The organism is Bradyrhizobium sp. SZCCHNR1043, from assembly GCF_032489675.1.
Lineage (GTDB): Bacteria > Pseudomonadota > Alphaproteobacteria > Rhizobiales > Xanthobacteraceae > Bradyrhizobium.
The window spans coordinates 14,999-37,803 of record NZ_JAUEYN010000006.1 but is presented as its reverse complement, the minus strand read 5'-3'; the positions used below and the strand labels follow the sequence as shown (position 1 = coordinate 37,803).

Sequence of the window (22,805 nt, the reverse complement as noted above, 5' to 3'; positions counted from 1 at the left end):
AAGCGGTGGACGCCATCGCATCCACCGCTTCCCGGCACGCGCGGAGTGTCCCCCTCACCGGATTGCATCTTCGATGCAATCCGGCCTCTGCCCGCAGGCGGGGAGAGGCGAGGAAACCGCTGCTCACGCCGCCTTCGACACCTCCATCAGCAGGCGCTCGGCGCGGGCGTCCTCGATGCGGTTGACGAGCTTGCCGCTCTCGTGGCGGTCACGCAGGGTCTTGGTCAGGGTGACGCAAGTCTGCACCAGCATGACGATGCCCATCGTCAGATAGCCCTTCATCCAGAGATCGATCGGCATGAAGAACACGCCGAGGGCGACGAGGAAAGCGGAGGCGGCGAACGAGGCGTAGGAGAAGGTGATGAAGGCGCTGCTGTGGGGCTGGGTGTTCTGGTTCATGGTCGGCTCCTATGATGACGATCAGGTTGGCTGATGCGTTTCGATCGGTGGTGACGAAATTCAGTTGGCCGGTGCAGTGCGGCCGGCTTTCAGCCGCGCCAGCACGTCGTCGGCGGTGGTCTTGATGCGCGGGCCAAAGCCCTGCTCGGCGAGCTTCTCGGCGGTGGTGATCGGCCCCGTCGCGGCATCGAGCTCCATCAGCGTCTCGTCGGCCGCCTGAGCCCCGATCTGCCGCTCGCGCAGCCGTTTCAGCGTCGCCTCGGCCTCGGGCAGCGTGCATTCGTAGGGACGCGCCGCCTCGATGCCGCCGCGGCGCAGATTGCGCACGGCCTCGGAGGCGCGCGCGATCCGCCGGCCGCGATCAAGCTCGGCAATGCGCGCCTCGGCGTTGGCGACATGCTTCTTCAGCCTGGTGATCTCGGTCGCGAACAGCGCCCGCGCCGTCCTGGCCGCGTCACGCTCGGCCTCGAGGCCAGCGATCGCCTGCGCCGCCTCGCGGGCCAGATCCTCGCGGCCGCCGTCGAGCGCTGCGGTGGCGCGCACCTCGAGATCGGTGATCCGCGCCAAGGTCGCCTCGAGCCGCTTGCCCTCCTGCTGGTCCTGCGCGATGGCCAGCGCCAGCGCGCGCTTGCTGCGATCGACGGCGGCCGCGGCGTCACGCAGCTGCTGATCCAGGATCACCAGTGCGGTACGGTCCTGCAGCTCCTCCTCCGCGACGGCCACGGTGCCCCGAAACAGCGTCAGAACAGTCTTGAACATTGTGAACTCCCTGTTATGAGCATTGCTCATATAGTTTCTTCTAGCGCAATCATGAGCGGCGCTCAAGGAATATTTTGAGCATCGCTCAATATTTTGGTTAACAATGTCCAAGACACTGGAAAGACGTGCAAAACAGCGCGAAGCCCTGATCGAGGCCGCCGAGCGGATGATCCGCACGCGGGGTCTCGTCGGTCTGAAGACGCGCGATCTCGCCCAGGAGATCGGCGTCGCCAATGGCGCGGTCTACAATCTCGTCGCCGATGTCGACGAGCTCGTGCTGATGGTTGGATCACGCACCCTGGCGCGGCTCGACGCGGAATTGTCGGCGGCCGAGAGCGCCGGGCCGCCGGGCCCCGAGGCTGCGCTGGTGCGCATCGCGACCGCCTATTGCGACTTCGCAGCCCACAATCTCGAGCTCTGGCGCGCGCTGTTCGAGCATCGCATGGCGCCTGAGAAGCCGCTGCCCGACTGGGCCATCGCCGACCAGATGCACCTGTTCCGTCACATCCACCAGCCGCTGGCGGCGTTGTTTCCGCAGCGCTCGTTCGACGACATCAGCGTCACCGCGCGCAGCCTGTTCTCGGCGGTCCACGGCATGGTCGCGCTCGGGCTGGAGCAGAAGCTGATCGCCGTTCCGCTCGCCGCCCTCCGCCAGCAGATCGCGACCATGGTGCAGGCGATGGTGACGGGACTGGTGGCGGAGGAGACGACCGGCCGGTGACGCGCAGCTTGGCGTCGCGCGCAGCGTCATCGGCCGCCTGACGCCAACGATCAAACACGACTGCTTCACGGCATTTCTCTCCTGCCTGCTGCGATAGCTAGTTGCTGCCCTGGCGGCGCGGCGCCCGCCTTGTTCAGCCGGAATTGACGGCGAGAACAAACAACCGCCCCATTGCTTCGCAGTATCATGCCGACGTTCGGACTTGTTCCAGACAACATGTCTGGAACCCCGATCCATCAGCACTCGATGACGAGTGTTGGTCTGTGTGACATGTGCAGATCTCGGCGCATGGCCACGCTCATCCGGCCGGCAGAACCTGCAGCGTATGACGGCCGCGCGATCAAGAAAAAACTCCAACGAGTCCATGACGCGCGAGCCAAGGGGAAAATCGTGAGACATCTGCGTGCGCCCAATGACGACCGCGATCCGCCATTCCCGTCCGGCTACGACGACGGCCGGCGTCCGCTGTATGAACAACCGTGGCGCGACGAGCACGATCGGCCTACCCCTGCTGAATTCGCGTCCCGTTACGGCGTGCAGGAGGTTCCTCCGCCGCCACGGGAACGGCGTCTCCTCGGCGCGTTGAGCATGATGGGGCTCGTGGCTGTTGCCGCGGGCGTGGCCGGCTTTGCAGCGACGAGACTTCCGACGCGGTGGACCGCTGCGCTCTCCGCCAAGAGCAGCGCGACGGTGACAACGACGGCAACAGTCCCGTCGCCGCCGGTCCAAGCCGCGCAGACCGTTGCGCCAGTCCAGGATACTCTCCGGACCGGAGCGCTCGCGAGCGCCGTCCCCGTCGTCACGCCGGATCAGAGCCTGCCGCTGAGGGAGGAGGACCGCGTGCCGAAGTTCGATACGCGGATGGCCAATGCCGCGTCGGCGCAGCCGACCAGCGCGCGGCCCCCGGTCCAGGGCGTGACGGATACCGAAATCAGCTTCGGAATGGCGGCGCCGTTCTCGGGTCCGGCCAGGGAGATGGGCCATCAGCTCAAGCTCGGCATCGACCTCGCCTTCGCGCAGGCCAACGAGGAAGGCGGCGTGCATGGCCGGCAGCTCAAGCTCTACACGGCCGATGATGCCTATGAGCCGACGCGGACGCTGAACGCGATGAAGGAGCTCTACGAGCAGCACAGGGTGTTCGGCTTCGTCGAGAACTACGGCAGTCCGACGGCCCTGATCTCGGTGCCGTACGCGCTCGAGCATCATGCGCTCTATTTCGGCGCCTTCACCGGCGCTCCTTCGCTCCGCCACGATCCGCCGGATCGCTACGTCTTCAACTACCGTGCCGGCTACGCCGAGGAAGCCCATGCGCTCGTGAACTATCTCGTCAAGAGCCGCAAGCTGCGTCCGCAGGAGATCGGAGTTCTCACCCAGCAGGATGCCTACGGCGACGCAGGGTGGGAGGGTGTCAGCAAGGCGATGCACGGGCTGCGCGGCGGCGTGGGCGACGCCTTCCGCATGAGCTACAGCCGCAACACCGTCAATGTCGACGAGGCCATCGCGCAACTGCGCCGGCAGAAGCATGCGATCAAGGCGGTGGTGCTGGTCGCCACCTTTCGCGCCGCGGCCAAGTTCATCGAGAAGACCCGCGACCTGTATCCGGACATGATCTACGCGACGATTTCGGGTGTCGGCAGCACCGGCCTCGCCAGTGAGCTGATGGTGCTTGGCCCGCGCTATGCGGACGGCGTCATCTGCACCCAGGTCACGCCGGCGGTCGACGGCTACGCGTCCGTCACCCTGAACTACAAGAAGGCGCTCGACAGATATTTCCCGGGAGAGCCGGCGGACTACTCGTCCCTGGAAGCCTATCTCACCGCCAACATCCTGATCGAAGGACTGCGTCGCGCCGGTCCCGCTGTCGACACCGAGTCGCTGGTCGATGTCCTCGAATCGATGCGGAATTACGAGCTGGGCGTTGGATCAAAGGTGAGCTTCGGCCCGTCCGACCACCAGGCGCTGCACAAGGTCTGGGGCACGCAGCTCGACAAGACCGGCCAGTATCACGCAATAGATCTCGAATAGGCTGAATGGCCTGGGCTCGCCGCTCCGTGCAGCGTGCATGAGCGGGTTGCTTTCATCGGCGCTTTCGGCCATATCGATCGCATGATCAAGACTGAGACCTTGCACGCGAACACGTGGTGGCGCTCCATCTAGGAGCGGCACGGCCTCGTCATTCATTCGCCCGTCGCCGCCGTTCATCGGCCTGCGACGCGGTTCTTGTCATCAACAGCATCGAAGAGCTCGATCGAGCGGCGGTTCTCACTTCTGGAGAACCACGATGCCTCTCTCAATGCCAGAACGTCCCGTCATCCTGACCGGCGACAGGACCACCGGCCCCCTGCACCTCGGCCACTATGTCGGCTCGCTGCAGAACCGCGTCGCGCTGCAATCGACGCATCGGCAATTCCTGCTGCTGGCCGATGCCCAGGCGCTGACGGACAACGCCCACGATCCGGGCAAGGTGAGCCGGAACATCCTGGAGATCGCGACCGACTATCTCGCCGTCGGCATCGACCCGGAGATGACGACCATCTGCCTGCAATCGCACCTGCCGGCGCTGGCCGATCTCACGCTGCTCTACATGAACTTCGTCACGGTGGCGCGGCTCGAGCGCAACCCGACCATCAAGGACGAGATCCAGACACGCGGCTTCGGCCGCGATATACCGGCCGGCTTCCTGTGCTATCCCGTCGCGCAGGCCGCGGACATCACCGCCTTCAGGGCGACCATCGTGCCGGTCGGCGAGGACCAGGCGCCGCTGATCGAGCAGACCAACGAGATCGTCCGCCGCATCAACCGCCAAGCGGGCACGGAGGTGCTCCCCGAGGCACGCGCGCTGATCCCGAGCGTCGGACGCCTGCCTGGCGTGGACGGCAAGGCCAAGATGAGCAAATCACAGGGCAACACGATTCCACTCTCCGCCACCGCGGACCAGATTCGCGATGCCGTCCGCCGCATGTTCACCGATCCCGGCCACGTCAGGGCCGCCGATCCGGGGCGTGTCGAAGGCAATGTCGTTTTTACCTATCTCGACGCGTTCGACGACGATCACGCGGCGGTCGCGGACCTGAAGGCGCGCTACGTCCGCGGCGGCCTCGGAGACAGCGTCGTGAAGCAGCGACTTGATGACGTGCTGCAGGCCGTGGTCGCGCCGATCCGCGACCGGCGGGCAGCGTTTGCGCGTGATCCCGACCATGTTCTCGAGATCGTCAGGCACGGCACCGAACTGGCGCGCACCGTCACCGATGCGACCTTGCGCGACGTACGCGAGGCGCTGGGTCTGTTTGCGCTGCATTAGCGGTGCGATGCTAATGCCTGATAACATGAATTAACTAATTCTCGCTCCGCTGCGTTACTGGAACACGAAACGGCTGCGCGTGTGCCGTCGAAATAGGCGCTGCGCTGTCAAGCGGCCGCGAAAGGCGCTATGCTGCGTTCGCGCCTGCCCAACTGTTATGCCGAGATCCGGTTTCGAAGTATTCAGCACTCGCGTTTCACCCGGAGAACACATGGCGAAGCGACCCATCGTAAAGCCGCCGACGGCCGCAAAGCCGCAGCCAAAGAAGCAGGCTTTCGATCCGGCGGTGTTCCTGAAGACCGAAGGCCCAGGCCGGACGATCGGGAAATACCGAAAGGACCAGCAGATCTTTTCCCAGGGCGGCCTCGCCGATGTGCTGTTCTATATCATCACGGGCACGGTCAAGATCGTCGTCCATTCCGAGCAGGGCAAGGAGGCGGTCATCGCGCTGCTCGGTCAGGACGATTTTTTCGGCGAGGGGTGCCTGGCCGGCCAGTCTCATCGGCTGTCGGCAGCGTCGGCCATCACGGACAGCGAAATCCTGCGGATCACCAAATCGGCCGCGATCAGCACCCTGCGTGAGCAGCCGGCGTTCTCCGAGGTGTTCGTTTCGCACATCCTCGCCCGCACGATCCGCGTCGAGGCCGATCTCATCGATCAGTTGTTCAATTCGAGCGAGAAGCGCCTTGCGCGGGCGCTACTGCTGCTGGCCAATTTCGGCAATGACGGCAAGCCGCAGCGGGTCATCGCGAAGGTCAGCCAGGAGATGCTGGCCGACATGATCGGCACCACCCGCTCGCGGGTCAGTCACTTCATGAACAAGTTCCGCAAGCTGGGCTTCATCGACTACAACGGCCATCTCGTGATCCACAACTCCCTGCTGAACGTGGTTCTGCACGATCAGCCGCATATCGCAGGCGTGAAGTCGGTTGAAGGCAAGGCTCCCCTCAAGAGCCTATGACCGTGCATCTCGAGTGACCGTGCATCTCGAGATCGAGCTGGCGCTGGCCCTGCTCGATCCGCGCCACCATCAAATCAATGCTGGCTGCGCACCGCCGTCGTGGGCGGCTGGAGAAATGCATCGAACCGCTGCTTGACGATGGCGTAGCATTCGCACGAGGCTTTCTCGAGGCCGGGCCGGTCGAGCACCTGAATGGTGTCGCGACGATAGCTGATCAGGCCGGCCGCCTGCATGGATTGCGCGGCAAGCGTCACCGACTTGCGATTGGCGCCGAGGATCTGCGACAGGAATTCATGCGTGTACGGAAGCACCGCCCCTTCGGCCCGGTCGTGCATCATCAGCAGCCATCGGCAGATGCGCTCGACGGGATCCATCTGTCACACGCCCCACGGCTCGCTGTCGGTGGGCCACACCACCGAGCGGAAAGAATTGCCGCCGAATGAGCGGATCTGGCCGACGCGCCAACCCGGCCTGCCGCCTGGCTCGCATAGGGCGGTCTCCGGTGATGAGGGTGCTGCCCCGCCCACTGAAAGGCTGGCATGAGCACGCCTCTCGCCACGGCATCAGTGCCCGCTCTCCGTGGAAGGTCCTCTGGATGAGCGCGCGGGGGGCACAGCGAGCGTCAGGTGCTACTGCCCGCGCCGGGGAGCCATTCTCCTCGATTCGGCTCCCGACGAATTGCGCTGCGGCAAACTGGACCCATGTTCGCTTTTGCTCAGACTCCGACCGGGAACAGCAACACAATAGTCTCATAATATCAAATTGTAAGGAAGAGAGCAGTGGGGAATTTGTAGTCGGAGTGCGTCCTGTTTTGGAGAATTCGCGTGTTGAGACATCAGAGCCAAGATACCGCTTTTCCGATCTTTCTCGAGCGGGCAGGCGTCCGGAATGACATACGCAGCTACAGGCTCATCCAACAATCTGTGCTCGCCGAATTCAGTCGTGCTGCATTGCAGACCCGCGATATCAACAGCGTTCTTCAGCGCGCCACCGCGCTCTGCGCCAAGGGCCTCAATGCACCGTTCACGATGGCGATGGAATTCGTGGCGGATGGCAAGAGACTGCTGGTCCACGCGGGTTACGGATGGCCGAGCCCGGTCGAGCAATCATCGTTCGTCGTGGACAGCGCCTCGCCTGCTGGCCGCGCCTTCCAGACAGGTCAAGCCATCATCACCAGTCGCGGCCCCCCTGATGGTCGCTTCGAGACACCGGGACTTCTTCCAGTAGACCGCGGCATCAAGACGTCGATCAGCGTCCGGATCGATCGCGGCGGACAAGGCGGCGGCTATTTCGGCGTGCTCCAGGTCGACAGTCCGGCCCCCCGCCGCTTCGACGAGGCAGACGTTGCCTTCCTCACTGCATTCGCCGACATCGTCGGGATTGCAATCGAGCGCCTGCATGAGGAGACGCGGCTCCGGGAAGCCTTGGACCATCAAGCCATGCTGACGCGCGAAATGGGCCACCGCGTCAAGAACAGCCTCGCATCCGTCGTGGCCATGCTCCGCGTCCAGTCGTTCGGGTCGCATTCGGCTGAAGCCAAGCGCGCCCTCGAAGACGCAGGATCGCGCGTGGCGGCCATTGCCCAGGTTCATGATCATCTCTCGCGGGCCTCGCAGATCGGCTTGATCGACGTCGACGTCTTCCTCAATGACTTCTGCAGCCGGCTGCAACGGGTCGCGGGAACGAATGTGCTGCGCTGCGACTCCGACCCGATACGGCTTTCGGCCAATCATGCCGTTCCTCTCGGCCTGCTGATCAATGAGCTGGTCAGCAACGCCGTGAAACATGCCTACCCCGGCCGGGAGGGGACGATCGACATCTCCGCCCGTGACATCGACGGCTGGCTGCACCTCAGCGTGTCCGACCATGGTGTCGGTCTGCCGGCCGATTTCGACATCGATCAGCCGCGCGCGAGCCTGGGGTTCCGGATGATCAAGGGGATGGTCGAGCAGCTCCGCGGCCGCCTCTCCGTCAGCGCCAACCAGTCAACCGGCACGCGTGTCCTGGTCGAACTGCCGATGATCCCCCGCAACGAAGGGATTGCACCCGCGGCAGCACTCGTCACCGCAGAGCGACCGGTGCTGGAGAAGACCCGGTGATCCCTTGGGCGATCATCATTCGCCAGCACGGCCGATGACGTGATCCTCGATGCGCCGCTGACAAGGCCGGCCGCTTTCTCGAACGGCAGCTCTTTGTCAATGCTCCTCGTCCACGTGCCGCTGGTGGCGACGAGCGCGCTACACGCTTCATGGTGAGACCACACCGCAAATCCGAACATGCGCGAGCCCGGCGGCATTTACCGGGCGGAAACCGTTGCTGGCGTTCAATGCGAGCATGGCACAGTTGCGCATGGAAGTTCGCGATTCGACCGGCACCATCCTGCCGGGCTATGGCGACGCATTCTTCGACCTCAGGCTCCCCGGCGATCACCGCCGCGTGGCGCGGACCCTGCTCCAGATCATTCGCGGCGACGATGTCCGCTCACCGGTGCACAGCGTCCACTTCTTCCGGGGCGCTTCCGAGATCGGCTGCTGGTCGGTCGACGACGAGCGCGCGGAGATGAGCTTCGTGGACCAGTTCGCGCACACGCCGCCCGCCGCGGCGTAACAGCTTCCCCGACGAGCTCAAGGCACGCGGCATCGGCCTCACGCGATCCGCGGGTGCGCGGTCTGGTGTCAGGTCCAGGCCGAGCGGATGATCGTGCCGTCATAGTCGGTGCCGAAAATCGCGAAGTCCGGCACATGGCCGAGGATCGCCGTCAGCGCCCGCGGGATCAGGTGCGTCTCGGGATCGCGCAGCTCACCGATCAGGCCTGACGCGTCGGCACCGCCGGCGTTGAAGTGCGGCGATGGCCGGTGGACAGATTGTCGTAGCAGACCGGCGCGTAGCCGGCCCCGGCGACAGCCTTGCAGCAATGAGCCCCGATGTAGCCGGCGCCGCCGGCAACCAGGATCGCTCCCTTGTGATCCATGCATGAAGGCCTTCTGATCAGCAAACGGCTGGATCGAGTCGCGGATGAGAAATGTGACCCAGCGGGGCGACCGCTGCAACCGGGCAGCGCGCGCCGGCCGGCGTCACCGACGACCGCTTGGCGGCAGGCCGCTCCGCGCTCTTAACGCTCTCGCACCCGGCCGGTCGTCCGATTGCGGTCAGGTGACGCCGAATAGCTGATGTCACGCGATGACAGCACGACATCTAGCCGTGAACAGACCTCGTACCGGGCTGCGCCGCTGATTCGGACGCGGTTCGTTCAAGCCACGTTCTGAACGTTAATGTGAGCGCGCACGACGTCGCATTCTGGGACATCATGCGCAGGCTGGCCGTGGCAGCGAGTCCAGCGCTGATGTCGTTGGCGCGATCCCGGCGCGGCGATCGCGGGCTGTGCCTGTGCTCAACCTGCTGGCCTGTTAGCTGGTTCATCACGGTCCGATCGCCCGCGGGTTCCGTTCGGCGCGCAGATGTCCATGCCCCGCGACGCATGGCTCACGACCCAGAGTCCAGGTGGCACGCGGCGCAGAATGGGGTACGAGTCGTCGGACTGATCAGCGTCGGCCGATGCGGGAGACGTCCCTTGAGTGAAACACCGAGCAACGTCGACGCGGCGGCGCGCGCTGCAGCGACGCCACCGCCCTCGTCCGCCGCGGCGCCCGGGCTCTCGGCGCGTCTCGGCATTCCGCTGCTTGCGGTGATCGCAGCGCTCGCCTTCGTGGCGCTCGCGACCACGCGCTGGAACGCCTGGACCGGCAACGCAACGACCCAGTCGACCAACGACGCCTATGTGCGCGCCGACCTGACGCAGCTCTCGAGCCGCGTGGCCGGCGAGGTGACGAAGGTCGCGGTCAGCGATTTCCAGCAGGTCAAGGCCGGCGACCTGCTGGTCCAGATCGATCCGGCCGACTACGAGGCACAGGTGTCGCAGGCCGAGGCCAATGTCGAGGCGGCACAGGCGGCGCTCGACAACCTCAGCAATCAGGTCGAGCTGCAATACGCAACCATCGCGCAGGCCGAAGCGCAGCAGGTCTCGGCCGGCGCGGCCGAGGTGCAGGCCAGGCAGGAGGAAGAGCGCCAGCAGTCGCTGTCGCAGAGCGAGGCAGGTACCAAGCAGCGGCTGGAACAGGCAACGGCCGCCTATGCCAAGGCACAGGCGGACGTGCGCGCGAGCCGCGCGGTGATCGCCGCGCAGCGTCATCAGCTCGAGGTGCTCACCGGCACCAAGAAGCAGCGCGGCGCCGATCTCGCCGGCGCCAAGGCCGCGCTGGCCGCCGCGCGGCTCAAGCTCGGCTACACCAGGATCACCGCGCCGTTCGACGGCGTCGTCGGGCAGCGCCAGGTCCAGGTCGGCGACTACGTCAATATCGGCAGCAGCCTGATCGCGGTGGTGCCGCTGCCGCATGTTTTCGTCATCGCCAACTACAAGGAAACGCAGCTCACCCATGTCGCGCCCGGCCAGCCGGTCGAGGTCACCGTGGACTCGTTCCCCGGCGAAAGCCTGCACGGCCGCGTCGAGCGGATCGCGCCGGCCTCCGGCTCGCAATTCGCGCTGCTGCCGCCCGACAATGCCACCGGCAATTTCACCAAGGTCGTACAGCGCATTCCGGTCCGCATCGCCCTCGACGGCGACCAGCCGCTGCTCGCGCGGCTGCTGCCGGGGATGTCGGTCGTGACCCACATCCGCACCGCCGGCCAGGCCGATGGCACCAAGTGAGACCGAGCGCGGACCGCTGTCGCGCGGCGGCCAGGCGGCGCATCCGCTGTTTGCCGTCGGCGCCGTCCTGCTCGGCTCGTTCCTGGCGAATTTCGACAGCCGGCTGACCTCGGTCGGCCTGCCCGATCTGCGCGGCGCGTTCTCGCTCGGTTTTGACGAGGGCGCCTGGCTGTCCACCGCGGCGATCGGCTCGCAGATCGTGATCGCGCCGGCCGTGGCGTGGCTCGCGACGGTGTTCGGTCTGCGCCGTGTGCTGGGTATTCCCAGCCTCATCTATGCGGTGCTGTCCCTGATCATTCCGTTCGTGCGCGACTATCCGATCTTGATCGCGCTCGCGATCCTGCACGGCATGCTGCTCGGCACCTTCGTGCCGGCCACCTTGATGATCATCTTCCGCAACCTGCCGATCCGCTGGTGGCTACCGGCCATCTCGATCTATGCGATCCGGGTCGGCTTCGCGCTGGATACCTCGACCTCGCTGGTCGGCTTCTATGTCGAGCATCTCGGCTGGCAGTGGCTGTACTGGCAGGGCGTCGTGCTGGCGCCGCTGATGGCGCTGATGGTCTATCTCGGCACCCCGGCCGAGCCCGTCAACCGCGCGCTGCTCGAGAACGCCGACTGGGGCGGGATGCTGTTGCTCGGCAGCGCCGTGGCGATGATCTATGCCGGTCTCGACCAGGGCAACCGGCTCGACTGGCTGCAATCGGGCACGGTGATGGCGCTGCTGTGCGGCGGCGCCGCGCTGTTCGTCCTGTTCCTCGTCAACGAGGCGCTCGCCCCGCAGCCATGGGCGCATTTCAACGTGCTGTTCTCGCGCAACATCGGGCTGTCGCTGGTGGTGATCCTGCTCTACACGCTGACCAGCCTCTCGAATGCGTCGCTGGTGCCGAACTTCCTCGCTACCATCACGCAGTTGCGGCCGGAGCAGAGCGGCTCGTTGCTCTTGATCTACGGCGCGCTGCCGATGGTCGTGCTGGTGCCGCTGTCGATCGTCCTGCTTCGCCATCTCGATCCTCGCATCGTCGTCGTGCTCGGTCTCAGTGCCTTCGCGGCGGCCAATCTGCTCGGCACCCAGATCACCCATGCCTGGGCGCGCGAGGATTTCATCGTCATCGTCGTGCTGCAGTCGATCGGACAGGCCCTGACCTTGCTTCCGATCATCATCCTCGCGCTGTCGAATTCCGATCCGGCGCGGGCGACGTCCTTTGCGGCCTATATCCAGGTGATGCGGCTCGGCGGCGCCGAAATCGGCGTCGCCCTGATGGGAACGTGGCTGCGGGTGCGCGAGCAGGTGCATTCGGCCTATCTCGGCCCCAACATCCGGAGCGGCGATCTCGACGTCGCACGCGCATTGCAACGGTTGACCGGCTATTTCGCCGCGCATGGCGGCGGCCAGGCCAAGGCCCGCGCCGTCGGGACCTTGGCCGCGCAGGTGCAGCGCGAGGCCAACGTGCTCGCTTATCTCGACGCGTTCTGGCTGTGCTTCTGGCTGGCGATCGCCGCGCTCCTGCTGGTCGCCCTGATCACGCGCGCGCCGCCGGGGCCATTCGCGCCGATACCGATCGGTCTGAGGGCGGCGTGGATGCGACGGTTCGGATCGTCGACGACGTGAGCGAGCCCGACCCCGCATGCGGGGTCGTAGCTTCCTCTCCAACAACGCCGGCGCGCCTCAGCGCCTTTAACCTTCTGGCGAAAGCCGAGCCGCGCGATCAGAATCGCTGGCGCTGCATGTTGCGCGCCATCTCCGAGCGATACGACATCTAGCCGTGAACAGATTTCAAACCGTGTCTCGCAAGCGATTCGGACGCGGTTCGTTCCAGCCGCGTTCCGAACCTTAACAGCGGCACGGTGAGCGTCGCATTCTGGGACATCATGCTCGCGATGGTTGTGGCAACTCATCGAGCGGCCATTTCGGACGCTTGATCTTCTTGTAGGGCAACGTCGTCACGTCGCGCGCGACCACGCCGGGCGCATCGACCATGATGATGTCGGCCGCGATCGGCGCAAATGCCGCGCGGAAATGCTGGGCGGATTTCACCACGACGAGCTTGCGCGTGGCAGGATCGCAGCCGAGCTGCGTGAAGAAGTCGGTGCCGAACGCCTGGCAGCGGAACGTCGTGATCACGACCTCGACGCCATTGCTCCCGATCAACGCGCAATCGCCGAGCTTGGCGGGCGTGCCGGCAAGGCCTGTCATCACCATGTTCTCCTTCAGCGCCTTGATCTCCCAGGTCGCATCGACCGGATCACCCGACAGCGGACCGATCTTGCCGCCGATCCGCAGCGGCAGCTTGGCGCCAACGCCGGCATCGAAGGCGATGCGCACCGCGATCGGATCCCAGAGTGGACCGAGGCAGGCATTGCCGATGTTGCGGTCGAGCAGCCGGCGCAGGATGAACGTGGAATCGCCGGGCGCACCGCCGCCGGGATTGTCGCTGGCATCGCCGAGCACGATGGTGCCGTCTGTCGCCAAGGCCTGGTCAAGCGCGGCATCGACGGCGGGCATGCGCTCGGTCACCGCCTCGCGCATGCCGATCAGTTCGTCCGCAAGGCGGCGTGCCAGCGCCTTCGCCCTGACACCATCCGGATCGACGGCGGCATCGCTGTAGACCAGCACCTTGGTGCCCATGTCAGGCGTGTCGCCCCAGCCGAAGCCGTGCACGATCGAGACCGAGACGATGCCGTCCTTGCCTTCGAGCGCGGTGATGCGGTCGACGAAGCTGCGCACCGGCTCGCGCGTGGTGTGCAGGGTGACGATCATGTCGGTGTCGACCAGGGCCTTCTGCAGCTTCAGCCGCTTCTCGGCGATCTCGGTGCAATGCTTCACCAGATCCTGCGCGCGCTCGAGGATGTCGGTGTGCGGATATTCCTTCCAGCAGATCAGCAGATCGGCGCTTCTGACCATCAGCTCGCTCATGTGAACGTGGGGGTCGAGCGTCGCACCGATGACCACATCGGGCCCGACGATCTCGCGGATGCGCGCGAGCAGCTCACCCTCGCAATCATCGTAGCCGTCGGCGATCATCGCGCCGTGCAGGCCGATCAACGCCATGTCGATCGGCAGTGCAGCCTTGAGATCGGCGAGGATCTGATCGCGCAGGGTCTCGAACGCGGCGCGGGTGACCAGCCCGTTGGGCACCGCCGCAGCCACCAGCCCTTCGATCAGCGTCCAGCCCTTGGACGGCCCGACCTGGCGCGCAGCCCATAGCGGCCCGCCATGCATCTGCATCTTGTCCGGATGCTGGCCGGCCGGGAAGTAGGCGCGCTCATGGAAGGTCGCGAGCCCCGTGGGCATCGGCGCGAAGGTGTTGGTCTCGGTGGCAAGGGCGGCGGAGAAGACACGCATGGAGGGGAGGCTCTTGGTTCGCGCGAGGGACGAGGATGCGGCGCAGGGGACCGCATCGCGTCCATCAGCACAAGCCGGCAGGAAGGAAGAGCGCCCGTCGCCCAGCGCATGAGCGGCGTCAGACCGCCCTCTCAAACGCGACCGACTGATCCTCGATCGCCTTGATCGCGACCAGCGCGACCTGCGTCAGCGCCTCGCGGTCGGCGCCTGACGACGCCATCACGCTCATGCCGGTGATGACGGCCGAGACATAGCGGGCGAGCGCCGCAGGGTCGGCGGTGGCAGCCAGATCGCCTTCGCCCTTTGCGCGATCGAAACGCTGCCGGAGCTGCGCCTCGGTCTGCGCACGGCGGGCAGCGAGCTCGAACGGCACATTGGCCGAGCCGGAGCCGCAGGCGAGACCGCCCTGCACCAGCAGGCAGCCGGGCGGATTGGACGGATCGGTCTGTTTCTCGGCGACGCCCATCAGCATCCGCGCGGTGACCTCGCGGGCGGTCGGCGCACTCAGCACCTCGTCCATCCAGGCCTCCCGTCGCGCCGTGTAGCGGTCGAGCGCGGCCCTGAGCAGGGCCTCCTTGCTGCCGAACGCGGCATAGAGGCTGGGCGGGTTGATGCCCATGGCGTCGGTGAGCTGGGCGATGGTGGCGCCTTCATAGCCATGGCGCCAAAACACCTCCATCGCCTGGTCCAGCGCGGTGTCGCGATCGAAAGTCCGGGGCCGTCCGATGCCCATGTGCAAAACTCCTGTTCCGTCTCCGCCCCGTCCGATTTCTTATCTAGTTGTTATTGAACGCGATTTCTTTGATCTGGCGCAGTCGCCGAAAGTCGGGCTACTATTTTCGTAGCATCCGTTACATAAGTCTCTTGCGAACCGGTTGCCAGCGCCACATTTGTAGCGAGCACTACAAAACTGGAGCGCGCCAATGCCTTCGCCCGAAATTCGTTCCTCCGGCCGCCTGAAGCGGTGGCTGAGCACCGTCGCCGCCGCTGGCCTGCTGATTGCCGCCGGATCCTATGCCGGCTCCCGTTATTTCAACTTCAGTTCCGCGCCGAATGCAGCCCGCGCTGCGGCCTCCGAACAGGCCGTCGCCGTTACGGTTGCCGTGGTCGAGCCGCGAAAGGCGAGCCTGTGGGACGAATTCTCCGGCCGGCTCGAAGCCGTCGAGCGGGTCGAGATCCGGCCGCGGGTGGCCGGTGCCATTCTCGGCACCAATTTCACCGAGGGCTCGCTGGTCAAGGCTGGCGACGTCCTCTTCAAGATCGACCCGGCGCCCTACGCAGCCGAGGTCGACCGGGCGCAGGCGCAGCTGGAAGCGGCGCGCGCCCGCGCCGCCTTCGCTGCCAACGAACTGGAGCGCGGCGCGCAGCTGGTCGGCAATTCGATCGTGACCAAGCGCGATTACGACCAGCGCGACAACGGCAATCGCGAGGCGATCGCCAACGTCAAGGCCGCCGAGGCGACCTTGCAGACGGCCAAACTCAACCTCGACTACACACAGGTGCGGGCGCCAGTCGACGGCCGGGTCGGCCGGATCGAGGTCACCGTCGGCAACCTCGTCGCCGCCGGCTCGGCCTCGCCGGTGCTGACTTCGCTGGTGTCCGTCAATCCGATCTATGCGAGCTTCGACGCCACCGAAGAGCTGGTGTTGCGCGCATTGTCGGCGATCGCCGATGGCTCGGGCAAGCGCGGCAATCTCGACCGCATCCCCGTCGAGATGACGACGTCGGGCGGTATCACGGCATCCGGCCACATCCAGTTGATCGACAATCAAGTCAACGGGCAGAGCGGCACGATCCGCGTCCGCGCCGTGTTCAAGAACGAGGACGGCCGGCTGATCCCCGGCCAGTTCGCGCGCGTGCGCATGGGCCAGCCGCAGCAGCAATCGCTGGTGCTGCTCGACGAGCGCGCCATCGGCACCGACCAGGACAAGAAATTCGTGATGGTGGTCGGTGACGACGAGCGCGCTGTCTATCGCCCGGTCAGCCTCGGCGGCAGCGTCGACGGCCTGCGCATCATCTCCGCCGGTCTCAAGCCCGGCGAGCGCGTCGTCGTCAACGGCCTTCAGCGGGTGCGGCCGGGTGCGTTGTTGAAGACGCAGGTGGCCGCGATGGGCGCACGCGGTGGGGCGGCCTCTGACAACAAGCAACTGGCGCAGCGCTGATCGTCATTGAGGCCCGGCTGTCCGCGACCACCACAACTGTCGTCCCCGCGAAAGCGGGGACCCATAACCACCGGCCCTGCTTGTCGACCAAGGAAGATGACCCGCAGTCTTTTTCACCAATTGGCCGTCCGCGGTATGGGTCCCGGCGTTCGCCGGGACGACACCGGATGTGAGGCGGCAGCGAGCCAAACAGGCCAAGCGAAATCCACACTACACGCTGACATCTCCCGACCACGGGGCCTCCCATGAACCTCTCCAAATTCTTCATCGACCGGCCGATCTTCGCAGGCGTGCTGTCGACGCTGATCTTCCTCGGCGGCTTGATCGCGCTGTTCTCCATGCCGATCTCCGAATACCCCGACGTCGTGCCGCCCTCTGTCGTGGTGCGCGCGACCTATCCCGGCGCCAATCCGAAGGTGATCGCCGAGACGGTGGCGACGCCGATCGAGGAGCAGATCAACGGCGTCGAGAACATGCTCTATATGAGCAGCCAGGCGACCACCGACGGCGCGATGACGCTCACGGTCACCTTCAAGCTCGGCACCGATCCGGACAAGGCCACGCAGTTGGTGCAGAACCGCGTGCAGCAGGCCGAGCCGCGGCTGCCCAATGTCGTGCGCCAGCTCGGCGTCATCACCAAGAAGAGCTCGCCCGACCTCACCATGGTCGTGCATCTGATCTCGCCGAACGGCCGCTACGATACGACGTACCTGCGCAACTACGCGGTGCTCAACGTCAAGGACCGGCTGGCGCGCATCGACGGCGTCGGCGACGTGCAGCTGTTCGGCGCCGGCGACTATTCGATGCGGGTCTGGGTCGATCCGCAGAAGGCGGCCGAGCACGGCCTGTCGGCGTCCGACATCGTCAAGGCGATCCAGGCGCAGAACGTCGAAGCCGCGGCCGGCGTGGTCGGCGCATCGCCCAGCGTCAAGGGGCTCGACCTGCAGCTCTCGGTCAATGCCGAGGGCCGGCTGTCGAACGAGGACCAGTTCGCCGACATCGTCGTGAAGACCGGCGCCCATGGCGAGATCACGCGGCTGCGCGACGTCGCGCGCATCGAGCTCGGCGCCTCGGAATATGGACTGCGCTCGCTGCTCGACAACAAGCAGGCGGTGGCGATCCCGATCTTCCAGGCGCCCGGCTCCAACGCGCTGCAGATCTCCGACAACGTCCGCGCCACCATGGCCGAGATCAAGAAGACGATGCCGGAGGGCGTCGAGTATCACATCGTCTACGATCCGACCCAGTTCGTGCGATCCTCGATCGAGGCCGTCGTGCACACGCTGTTCGAGGCGATCGTGCTGGTCGTGATCGTGGTCATCCTGTTCCTGCAGACCTGGCGCGCCTCGATCATCCCGCTGCTGGCGGTGCCCGTCTCGATCGTCGGCACCTTCGCGGTGATGCACCTGTTCGGCTTCTCGATCAACGCGCTCAGCCTGTTCGGCCTGGTGCTCGCCATCGGCATCGTCGTCGACGACGCCATCGTCGTGGTCGAGAACGTCGAGCGCAACATCGAGAGCGGCCTGTCGCCCCGCGACGCCACCTACCAGGCGATGCGGGAGGTGTCGGGACCGATCATCGCGATCGCGCTGGTGCTGGTCGCCGTGTTCGTGCCGCTCGCCTTCATCTCCGGCCTCACGGGACAGTTCTACAAGCAGTTCGCGCTGACGATCGCGATCTCGACCGTGATCTCCGCCGTCAACTCGCTGACCCTGTCGCCGGCGCTGTCGGCGCTGCTGCTCAAGGGCCACCACGAGCCGAAGGACCGCCTCACCCGCATCCTCGACAAGAGCCTCGGCTGGTTCTTCCGCGGCTTCAACCGCGCCTTCGTCCGCGCCTCCGACAATTACAGCGGCAGCGTGTCGAAGGTGATCACCGGCAAGGCCGCGGTGATGATCCTCTACGTCCTCCTGGTCGGCGCCACAGCCGTGCTGTTCAAGCAGGTGCCGGGCGGCTTCGTGCCCGGCCAGGACAAGCAGTATCTGGTCGGCTTCGCCCGACTGCCCGATGGCGCCACGCTCGACCGCTCCGAGGAGGTCATCCGCAAGATGAGCGACATCGCGCTGACCCAGCCCGGTGTCGAGAGCTCGGTCGCCTTCCCCGGCCTGTCGATCTCCGGCTTCACCAACTCCTCCAATGCCGGCATCGTGTTCTCGACCTTGAAGCCGTTCGACGAGCGCAAGGATCCGTCGCTGTCCGGCGGCGCGCTGGCGATGGAGCTCAACAAGAAATATGCGGGCATTCAAGACGCCTTCATCGCAATGTTCCCGCCGCCGCCGGTCAACGGCCTCGGCACGATCGGCGGCTTCAAGCTGCAGATCGAGGACCGCGCCGGGCTCGGCTATGAGGCGCTCAACGACGTCACCAAGGCGTTCATGGCGGGCCTGCAGAAGTCGCCGGAGATCGCCGGCGTGTTCTCGAGCTTCCAGGTCAACGTGCCGCAACTGTTCGCCGACATCGACCGCACCAAGGCGCTGCAGCTCGGCGTGCCCGTGACCGAGGTGTTCAACACCCTGCAGATCTACCTCGGCTCGTACTACGTGAACGACTTCAACAAGTTCGGCCGCACCTATTCGGTGCGCGTGCAGGCCGACGCGCCGTTCCGCGCCCGTGCCGACGATATCCGCCAGCTCAAGGTGCGCTCCGCCTCCGGCGACATGGTGCCGCTGTCGGCGCTGCTCAACGTGCGACAGAGCGCAGGTCCCGAACGCGCCATCCGCTACAACGGCTTCCTGTCGTCGGATATCAACGCGGCAGCGGCGCCCGGCTTCTCCTCGGGCCAGGCGCAGGCGGCGGCGGAGCGGGTCGCGGCCGAGGTGCTGCCGCCGGGCTTCGCCTTCGAATGGACCGACCTGACCTACCAGGAGTTCATCGCCGGCAATTCGGGCCTGTGGGTGTTTCCGCTCGCGATCCTGCTGGTGTTCCTGGTGCTGGCCGCGCTGTACGAGAGCCTCACCTTGCCGCTCGCGATCCTGATGATCGTGCCGATGGCGCTGCTGGCGGCGATGTTCGGTGTCTACCTCTCGAAGGGCGACAACAACATCTTCACCCAGATCGGCCTGATCGTGCTCGTCGGCCTCTCCGCCAAGAACGCGATCCTGATCGTCGAATTCGCGCGCGAGCTCGAATTCGCCGGGCGCACGCCGCTGCGCGCTGCGATCGAGGCCAGCCGGCTCCGGTTGCGCCCCATCCTGATGACGTCGATGGCCTTCATCATGGGCGTGCTGCCGCTGGTGCTATCGACCGGTGCAGGCTCGGAGATGCGGCGGGCGATGGGCGTCGCGGTGTTCTCCGGCATGATCGGCGTCACCGTGTTCGGCCTGTTCCTGACGCCCGTGTTCTACGTGCTGCTGCGAACGCTGACCGGCATGAAGCCGCTGACCCAGCACGGCGGCCACGGCACGGTGGCAGCGCAGCCTGCGGAGTAAACGGCATGTGAACAAGCATGATGTCGGACGCGGAGAAACGCAATTGTCTCTTGTTTCGTAGAGGCAAGTGACAGTCGGCGTCCTCATCACGCTTCCCCGATGATCCGGGGCACGATCAATTCTCAGCGACTGTGAACTGGATCACAGACCAGCGCAGCGGAATGGAGGACGCCAACTCCAGCACGTTGCGCCGACCCGGCGGCCTGTCCCGCACCAGGCCGCCGGGTCATTCGACCGAAGGAGTTGCAACATGGATTTTTTGAATCATCTCGTCGCCGCCAGGCTGAAGAAGACGGCAAAGGGTTTTGAACGCATCGGCGCACACGGTGCAGCGCGGCGGCTGCCGGCTCCGACCCGTGCACGGGCGACGAGCAGACCGGCGCTCGGCCTCGTCGTCGACAATTCGGCGGAGAGCGAACCGGTGCCGGCGCTTGCCTGCCCGGACGATCAAGGCTGCAGCGCCGGATTGTAGGGCCGCAAGCCCCCAACGCGTCCCCAGGCGTGAACCCGGCCGGACCAGGCCAGGCGCCGGCAGCGGACGATCTCAACACGCCCTGCCGCGGCGCGGCCGAGCCGCCGCTAGCGCCAAAATGGCATCATCTCACGATCAAAACTCGCGCTTGCCACGGCTGGGAACAGCCGATAGCTTTTTTGAACCTTTCAAAGCGCGACGGATCATCGAGCATGTTTTCACGGCGGACCAGCCCCACGGGTGTGAAGGTGTCGAACGGAACGGGTCGGGCGACGCCACGCGCGGCCCTCACCGTCTCGAAGACGGTGCTGGTGGCTGCGGCAGCCGTGCTGAGCCTCGCCGCGGCGGCGCAGGCGCGCGATCTCACGGTGGTGTCGTGGGGCGGCAACTATCAGGACGCGCAGCGCAAGATCTACTTCCAGCCGTTCGCCGCCAAGCTCGGCGCCACCGTGCTCGACGAGAGCTGGGACGGCGGCTACGGCGTGCTGCAGGCCAAGGTGAAGGCTGGGGTGCCGAACTGGGATGCGGTGCAGGTCGAGGCCGAGGAGCTCGAGCTCGGCTGCAGCGACGGCATCTATGAGAAGATCGACTGGAGCAAGATCGGCGACAAGAAAGGCTTCATCCCGGCCGGCGTGAGCGATTGCGGCGTCGGCGCCATCGTCTGGTCGACGGGCATGTCGTATGACGGCGACAAGATCAAGGACGCGCCGAAGACGTGGGCGGACTTCTGGGACACGGCGAAGTTTCCCGGCAAGCGCGGCCTGCGCAAGGGCGCCAAATACACGCTCGAATTCGCGCTGATGGCCGACGGCGTGCCGGCGGCCGACGTCTACAAGATGCTGAAGACCAAGGAGGGCGTCGACCGCGCCTTCAAGAAACTCGACGCGCTGAAGGCCGACATCGTCTGGTGGGAGGCCGGCGCGCAGCCGCTGCAGCTCTTGTCGTCCGGCCAGGTCGCGATGACCTCGGTCTATAACGGCCGCATCAGCGCCATCAACCGCACGGAGGGCAAGCATTTCGGTTTCGTGTTTCCGGGCAGCATCTACGCGGTCGATAGCTGGGTGGTGCTGAAGGGCTCGCCGAACAAGGATGCCGCGATGAACTTCATCGCGTTTGCGAGCCAGGCCGAGAACCAGGCCAAGCTGCCCGAATACATCGCCTACGGCCTGCCGAACATCGCCGCCGCCAAGCTGGTGCCGGAAAAATTCGCCGCCGAGTTGCCGACGACCCCCGATAATCTCAAGCAGGCGATCGCGCTCGACGTCGGCTTCTGGACCGACAATTCGGAAGAGCTGTCGAAGCGCTTCAACGCCTGGCTGGCGCGCTGAGGCTCGCCGCTTCAGCAAACCGGGCGCGCGATGATCGTCGTCGCGACGCGCGCCTGCCCTCCTCGCGCATGAGTCCCGGCGAGGTCCGCGCCGAAAGCCTCCGTCATGGATACCCCCTTCATCTCGTTCCGGCAGGTGGTCAAGCGCTTCGCTGCGCTGACCGTGGTCGACGATCTCGATCTCGATATCGCCCGCGGTGAGTTCGTCGCCCTGCTCGGGCCCTCCGGCTCCGGCAAGACCACGCTCTTGATGATGCTCGCCGGCTTCGAGCAGCCGACCAGCGGCACGATCGAGGTCGGCGGCGCCAGGGTCGACGGGCTGCCGCCGCACAAGCGCAACATGGGTGTGGTGTTCCAGAACTACGCGCTGTTCCCGCATATGAGCGTGCGCGACAACATCGCCTTTCCGCTCAAGATGCGCGGCACGTCCAAGCCCGAGATCGCGCAGCGCGTCGCCCGCGTGCTCGACATGGTCAAGCTGTCGACCATGGCCGAGCGCAAGCCGGCGCAGCTGTCCGGCGGCCAGCAGCAGCGCGTCGCGCTTGCCCGCGCCCTGGTGTTCGAGCCGCAGGTGGTGCTGATGGACGAGCCGCTCGGCGCGCTCGACAAGAAGCTGCGCGAGCAGATGCAGCTCGACATCCGCGACCTGCACCGCCGGCTCGGCCTCACCATCGTGTTCGTCACCCACGATCAGGACGAGGCGCTGACGATGTCCGACCGCATCGCCGTGTTCAACCACGGCAGGATCGAGCAGATCGGCCGGCCGCGCGAGATCTACGAGCTGCCGCGCACGCCGTTCGTGGCGGAGTTCATCGGCGAGACCAACCTGCTGGCGTGCAAGGTCGACGAGCACGCGGGCGAGGCGGTGCGGCTGACGACGGACTCGGGCCTCGCGCTGGCGGCGCATGCCGGGGCCGGCCGCATTGATGGCGGCAGGGTGCAGGTCTCGATCCGTCCCGAGGCCATCCGGATCAACGATCATGCAGCGGCGACCGCGAACCGCCTGACCGCGCGCATCCTGGATGCGGTGTATTTCGGCGATCACATGCGTCTGGTCGCCACGGTCGGCGCGCAGCGGCTGATCATCAAGGGCGATCGTGCCGGTGGTCAGGCTGCGGAGGTCGGCAGCGAGGTCGCGCTGTCGTTCGCGGCGTCGGATGTCTGGGTGGTGGGATCATGCGACCAGACCTCCGCCAACGGTTGACGGCATTTCTTCTGCTGGCG

At 65.9% G+C, this 22,805-nt stretch carries 18 protein-coding genes and 1 pseudogene; 13 read left to right on the top strand and 6 right to left on the bottom strand.

Features of this window, described 5'->3' with window-relative positions:
* Window positions 1-123 precede the first annotated feature (123 nt).
* Complete coding sequence (locus tag QX039_RS11800) at window positions 124-399, bottom strand: YiaA/YiaB family inner membrane protein (protein WP_315716622.1); 276 nt, start codon at window positions 397-399, stop codon at window positions 124-126.
* Window positions 400-459: 60 nt separating this feature from the next.
* Window positions 460-1,158, bottom strand: a complete 699-nt coding sequence (locus QX039_RS11795; RefSeq protein ID WP_315736514.1) for a PspA/IM30 family protein — start codon at window positions 1,156-1,158, stop codon at window positions 460-462.
* 103 nt (window positions 1,159-1,261) lie between these two features.
* Here QX039_RS11795 and QX039_RS11790 point away from each other — a divergent pair, with 103 nt between their 5' ends.
* The 4 genes from QX039_RS11790 to QX039_RS11775 all read left to right on the top strand — a co-directional run bounded on the left by QX039_RS11790 (window position 1,262) and on the right by QX039_RS11775 (window position 6,141).
* Window positions 1,262-1,879, top strand: coding sequence for a TetR/AcrR family transcriptional regulator (locus tag QX039_RS11790; RefSeq protein WP_315736513.1), 618 nt, complete (start codon window positions 1,262-1,264; stop codon window positions 1,877-1,879).
* A gap of 390 nt (window positions 1,880-2,269) precedes the next feature.
* Window positions 2,270-3,904: an ABC transporter substrate-binding protein gene (locus QX039_RS11785; protein ID WP_315736512.1), complete on the top strand. Its 1,635-nt coding sequence runs from the start codon at window positions 2,270-2,272 to the stop codon at window positions 3,902-3,904.
* Between the two features lie 256 nt (window positions 3,905-4,160).
* Window positions 4,161-5,180: a tryptophan--tRNA ligase gene (trpS, locus tag QX039_RS11780; protein WP_315736511.1), complete on the top strand. Its 1,020-nt coding sequence runs from the start codon at window positions 4,161-4,163 to the stop codon at window positions 5,178-5,180.
* Window positions 5,181-5,391: 211 nt separating this feature from the next.
* Complete coding sequence (locus tag QX039_RS11775; RefSeq protein WP_315736510.1) at window positions 5,392-6,141, top strand: Crp/Fnr family transcriptional regulator; 750 nt, start codon at window positions 5,392-5,394, stop codon at window positions 6,139-6,141.
* A 74-nt stretch (window positions 6,142-6,215) separates the two neighbouring features.
* On the opposite strand, the gene QX039_RS11770 is transcribed toward QX039_RS11775, so the two are convergent.
* On the bottom strand, window positions 6,216-6,515 hold the full coding sequence (locus tag QX039_RS11770) for a helix-turn-helix domain-containing protein (protein ID WP_315736509.1): 300 nt from the start codon (window positions 6,513-6,515) through the stop codon (window positions 6,216-6,218).
* A 450-nt stretch (window positions 6,516-6,965) separates the two neighbouring features.
* Here QX039_RS11770 and QX039_RS11765 point away from each other — a divergent pair, with 450 nt between their 5' ends.
* Window positions 6,966-8,240, top strand: coding sequence for a sensor histidine kinase (locus tag QX039_RS11765; RefSeq protein WP_315736508.1), 1,275 nt, complete (start codon window positions 6,966-6,968; stop codon window positions 8,238-8,240).
* Window positions 8,241-8,454: 214 nt separating this feature from the next.
* Window positions 8,455-8,748 carry a hypothetical protein gene (locus tag QX039_RS11760; RefSeq protein WP_315736507.1) on the top strand — a complete coding sequence of 98 codons (294 nt, stop codon included), beginning with the start codon at window positions 8,455-8,457 and terminating at the stop codon, window positions 8,746-8,748.
* An 83-nt stretch (window positions 8,749-8,831) separates the two neighbouring features.
* Here the strand turns inward: QX039_RS11760 and QX039_RS11755 are convergent.
* Window positions 8,832-9,112 (bottom strand): annotated as a pseudogene (locus QX039_RS11755) (NAD-dependent epimerase/dehydratase family protein); the annotation flags it as partial.
* 600 nt (window positions 9,113-9,712) lie between these two features.
* Here QX039_RS11755 and QX039_RS11750 point away from each other — a divergent pair.
* Window positions 9,713-10,846 (top strand): HlyD family secretion protein, encoded by a 1,134-nt coding sequence (locus QX039_RS11750; protein WP_315736506.1) that lies wholly within the window; start codon window positions 9,713-9,715, stop codon window positions 10,844-10,846.
* Window positions 10,833-12,458, top strand: a complete 1,626-nt coding sequence (locus QX039_RS11745; protein ID WP_315736505.1) for an MFS transporter — start codon at window positions 10,833-10,835, stop codon at window positions 12,456-12,458. The genes QX039_RS11750 and QX039_RS11745 overlap by 14 nt, the downstream gene beginning before the upstream one ends.
* 258 nt (window positions 12,459-12,716) lie before the next feature.
* On the opposite strand, the gene QX039_RS11740 is transcribed toward QX039_RS11745, so the two are convergent.
* Together QX039_RS11740 and QX039_RS11735 are read right to left on the bottom strand one after the other, a co-directional pair.
* A complete protein-coding gene (locus QX039_RS11740) occupies window positions 12,717-14,192 on the bottom strand; it encodes a M81 family metallopeptidase (protein ID WP_315736504.1) in 1,476 nt (491 codons plus the stop codon).
* 118 nt (window positions 14,193-14,310) lie between these two features.
* Complete coding sequence (locus tag QX039_RS11735; RefSeq protein WP_315736503.1) at window positions 14,311-14,925, bottom strand: TetR/AcrR family transcriptional regulator; 615 nt, start codon at window positions 14,923-14,925, stop codon at window positions 14,311-14,313.
* Between the two features lie 190 nt (window positions 14,926-15,115).
* Here QX039_RS11735 and QX039_RS11730 point away from each other — a divergent pair, with 190 nt between their 5' ends.
* From QX039_RS11730 to QX039_RS11710, 5 genes are all read left to right on the top strand, one after another.
* On the top strand, window positions 15,116-16,354 hold the full coding sequence (locus tag QX039_RS11730) for an efflux RND transporter periplasmic adaptor subunit (RefSeq protein ID WP_315736502.1): 1,239 nt from the start codon (window positions 15,116-15,118) through the stop codon (window positions 16,352-16,354).
* Window positions 16,355-16,599: 245 nt separating this feature from the next.
* Window positions 16,600-19,782: a multidrug efflux RND transporter permease subunit gene (locus QX039_RS11725; protein ID WP_315736501.1), complete on the top strand. Its 3,183-nt coding sequence runs from the start codon at window positions 16,600-16,602 to the stop codon at window positions 19,780-19,782.
* Window positions 19,783-20,032: 250 nt separating this feature from the next.
* Window positions 20,033-20,254 (top strand): hypothetical protein, encoded by a 222-nt coding sequence (locus QX039_RS11720; RefSeq protein ID WP_315736500.1) that lies wholly within the window; start codon window positions 20,033-20,035, stop codon window positions 20,252-20,254.
* 212 nt (window positions 20,255-20,466) lie between these two features.
* Window positions 20,467-21,582, top strand: coding sequence for an ABC transporter substrate-binding protein (locus tag QX039_RS11715; protein WP_315736499.1), 1,116 nt, complete (start codon window positions 20,467-20,469; stop codon window positions 21,580-21,582).
* 105 nt (window positions 21,583-21,687) lie between these two features.
* The gene (locus QX039_RS11710) at window positions 21,688-22,785 is read left to right on the top strand and encodes an ABC transporter ATP-binding protein (RefSeq protein ID WP_315771224.1); all 1,098 of its coding nucleotides are present in this window, start codon (window positions 21,688-21,690) and stop codon (window positions 22,783-22,785) included.
* Window positions 22,786-22,805 lie beyond the last annotated feature (20 nt).

Coding starts and splice junctions, on each gene's coding strand:
- QX039_RS11800 (WP_315716622.1), bottom strand. CDS start 399: ATGAACCAGAACACCCAGCCCCACAGCAGCGCCTTCATCACCTTCTCC.
- QX039_RS11795 (WP_315736514.1), bottom strand. CDS start 1,158: ATGTTCAAGACTGTTCTGACGCTGTTTCGGGGCACCGTGGCCGTCGCG.
- QX039_RS11790 (WP_315736513.1), top strand. CDS start 1,262: ATGTCCAAGACACTGGAAAGACGTGCAAAACAGCGCGAAGCCCTGATC.
- trpS (WP_315736511.1), top strand. CDS start 4,161: ATGCCTCTCTCAATGCCAGAACGTCCCGTCATCCTGACCGGCGACAGG.
- QX039_RS11775 (WP_315736510.1), top strand. CDS start 5,392: ATGGCGAAGCGACCCATCGTAAAGCCGCCGACGGCCGCAAAGCCGCAG.
- QX039_RS11770 (WP_315736509.1), bottom strand. CDS start 6,515: ATGGATCCCGTCGAGCGCATCTGCCGATGGCTGCTGATGATGCACGAC.
- QX039_RS11745 (WP_315736505.1), top strand. CDS start 10,833: ATGGCACCAAGTGAGACCGAGCGCGGACCGCTGTCGCGCGGCGGCCAG.
- QX039_RS11740 (WP_315736504.1), bottom strand. CDS start 14,192: ATGCGTGTCTTCTCCGCCGCCCTTGCCACCGAGACCAACACCTTCGCG.
- QX039_RS11735 (WP_315736503.1), bottom strand. CDS start 14,925: ATGGGCATCGGACGGCCCCGGACTTTCGATCGCGACACCGCGCTGGAC.
- QX039_RS11730 (WP_315736502.1), top strand. CDS start 15,116: ATGCCTTCGCCCGAAATTCGTTCCTCCGGCCGCCTGAAGCGGTGGCTG.
- QX039_RS11725 (WP_315736501.1), top strand. CDS start 16,600: ATGAACCTCTCCAAATTCTTCATCGACCGGCCGATCTTCGCAGGCGTG.
- QX039_RS11720 (WP_315736500.1), top strand. CDS start 20,033: ATGGATTTTTTGAATCATCTCGTCGCCGCCAGGCTGAAGAAGACGGCA.
- QX039_RS11715 (WP_315736499.1), top strand. CDS start 20,467: ATGTTTTCACGGCGGACCAGCCCCACGGGTGTGAAGGTGTCGAACGGA.
- QX039_RS11710 (WP_315771224.1), top strand. CDS start 21,688: ATGGATACCCCCTTCATCTCGTTCCGGCAGGTGGTCAAGCGCTTCGCT.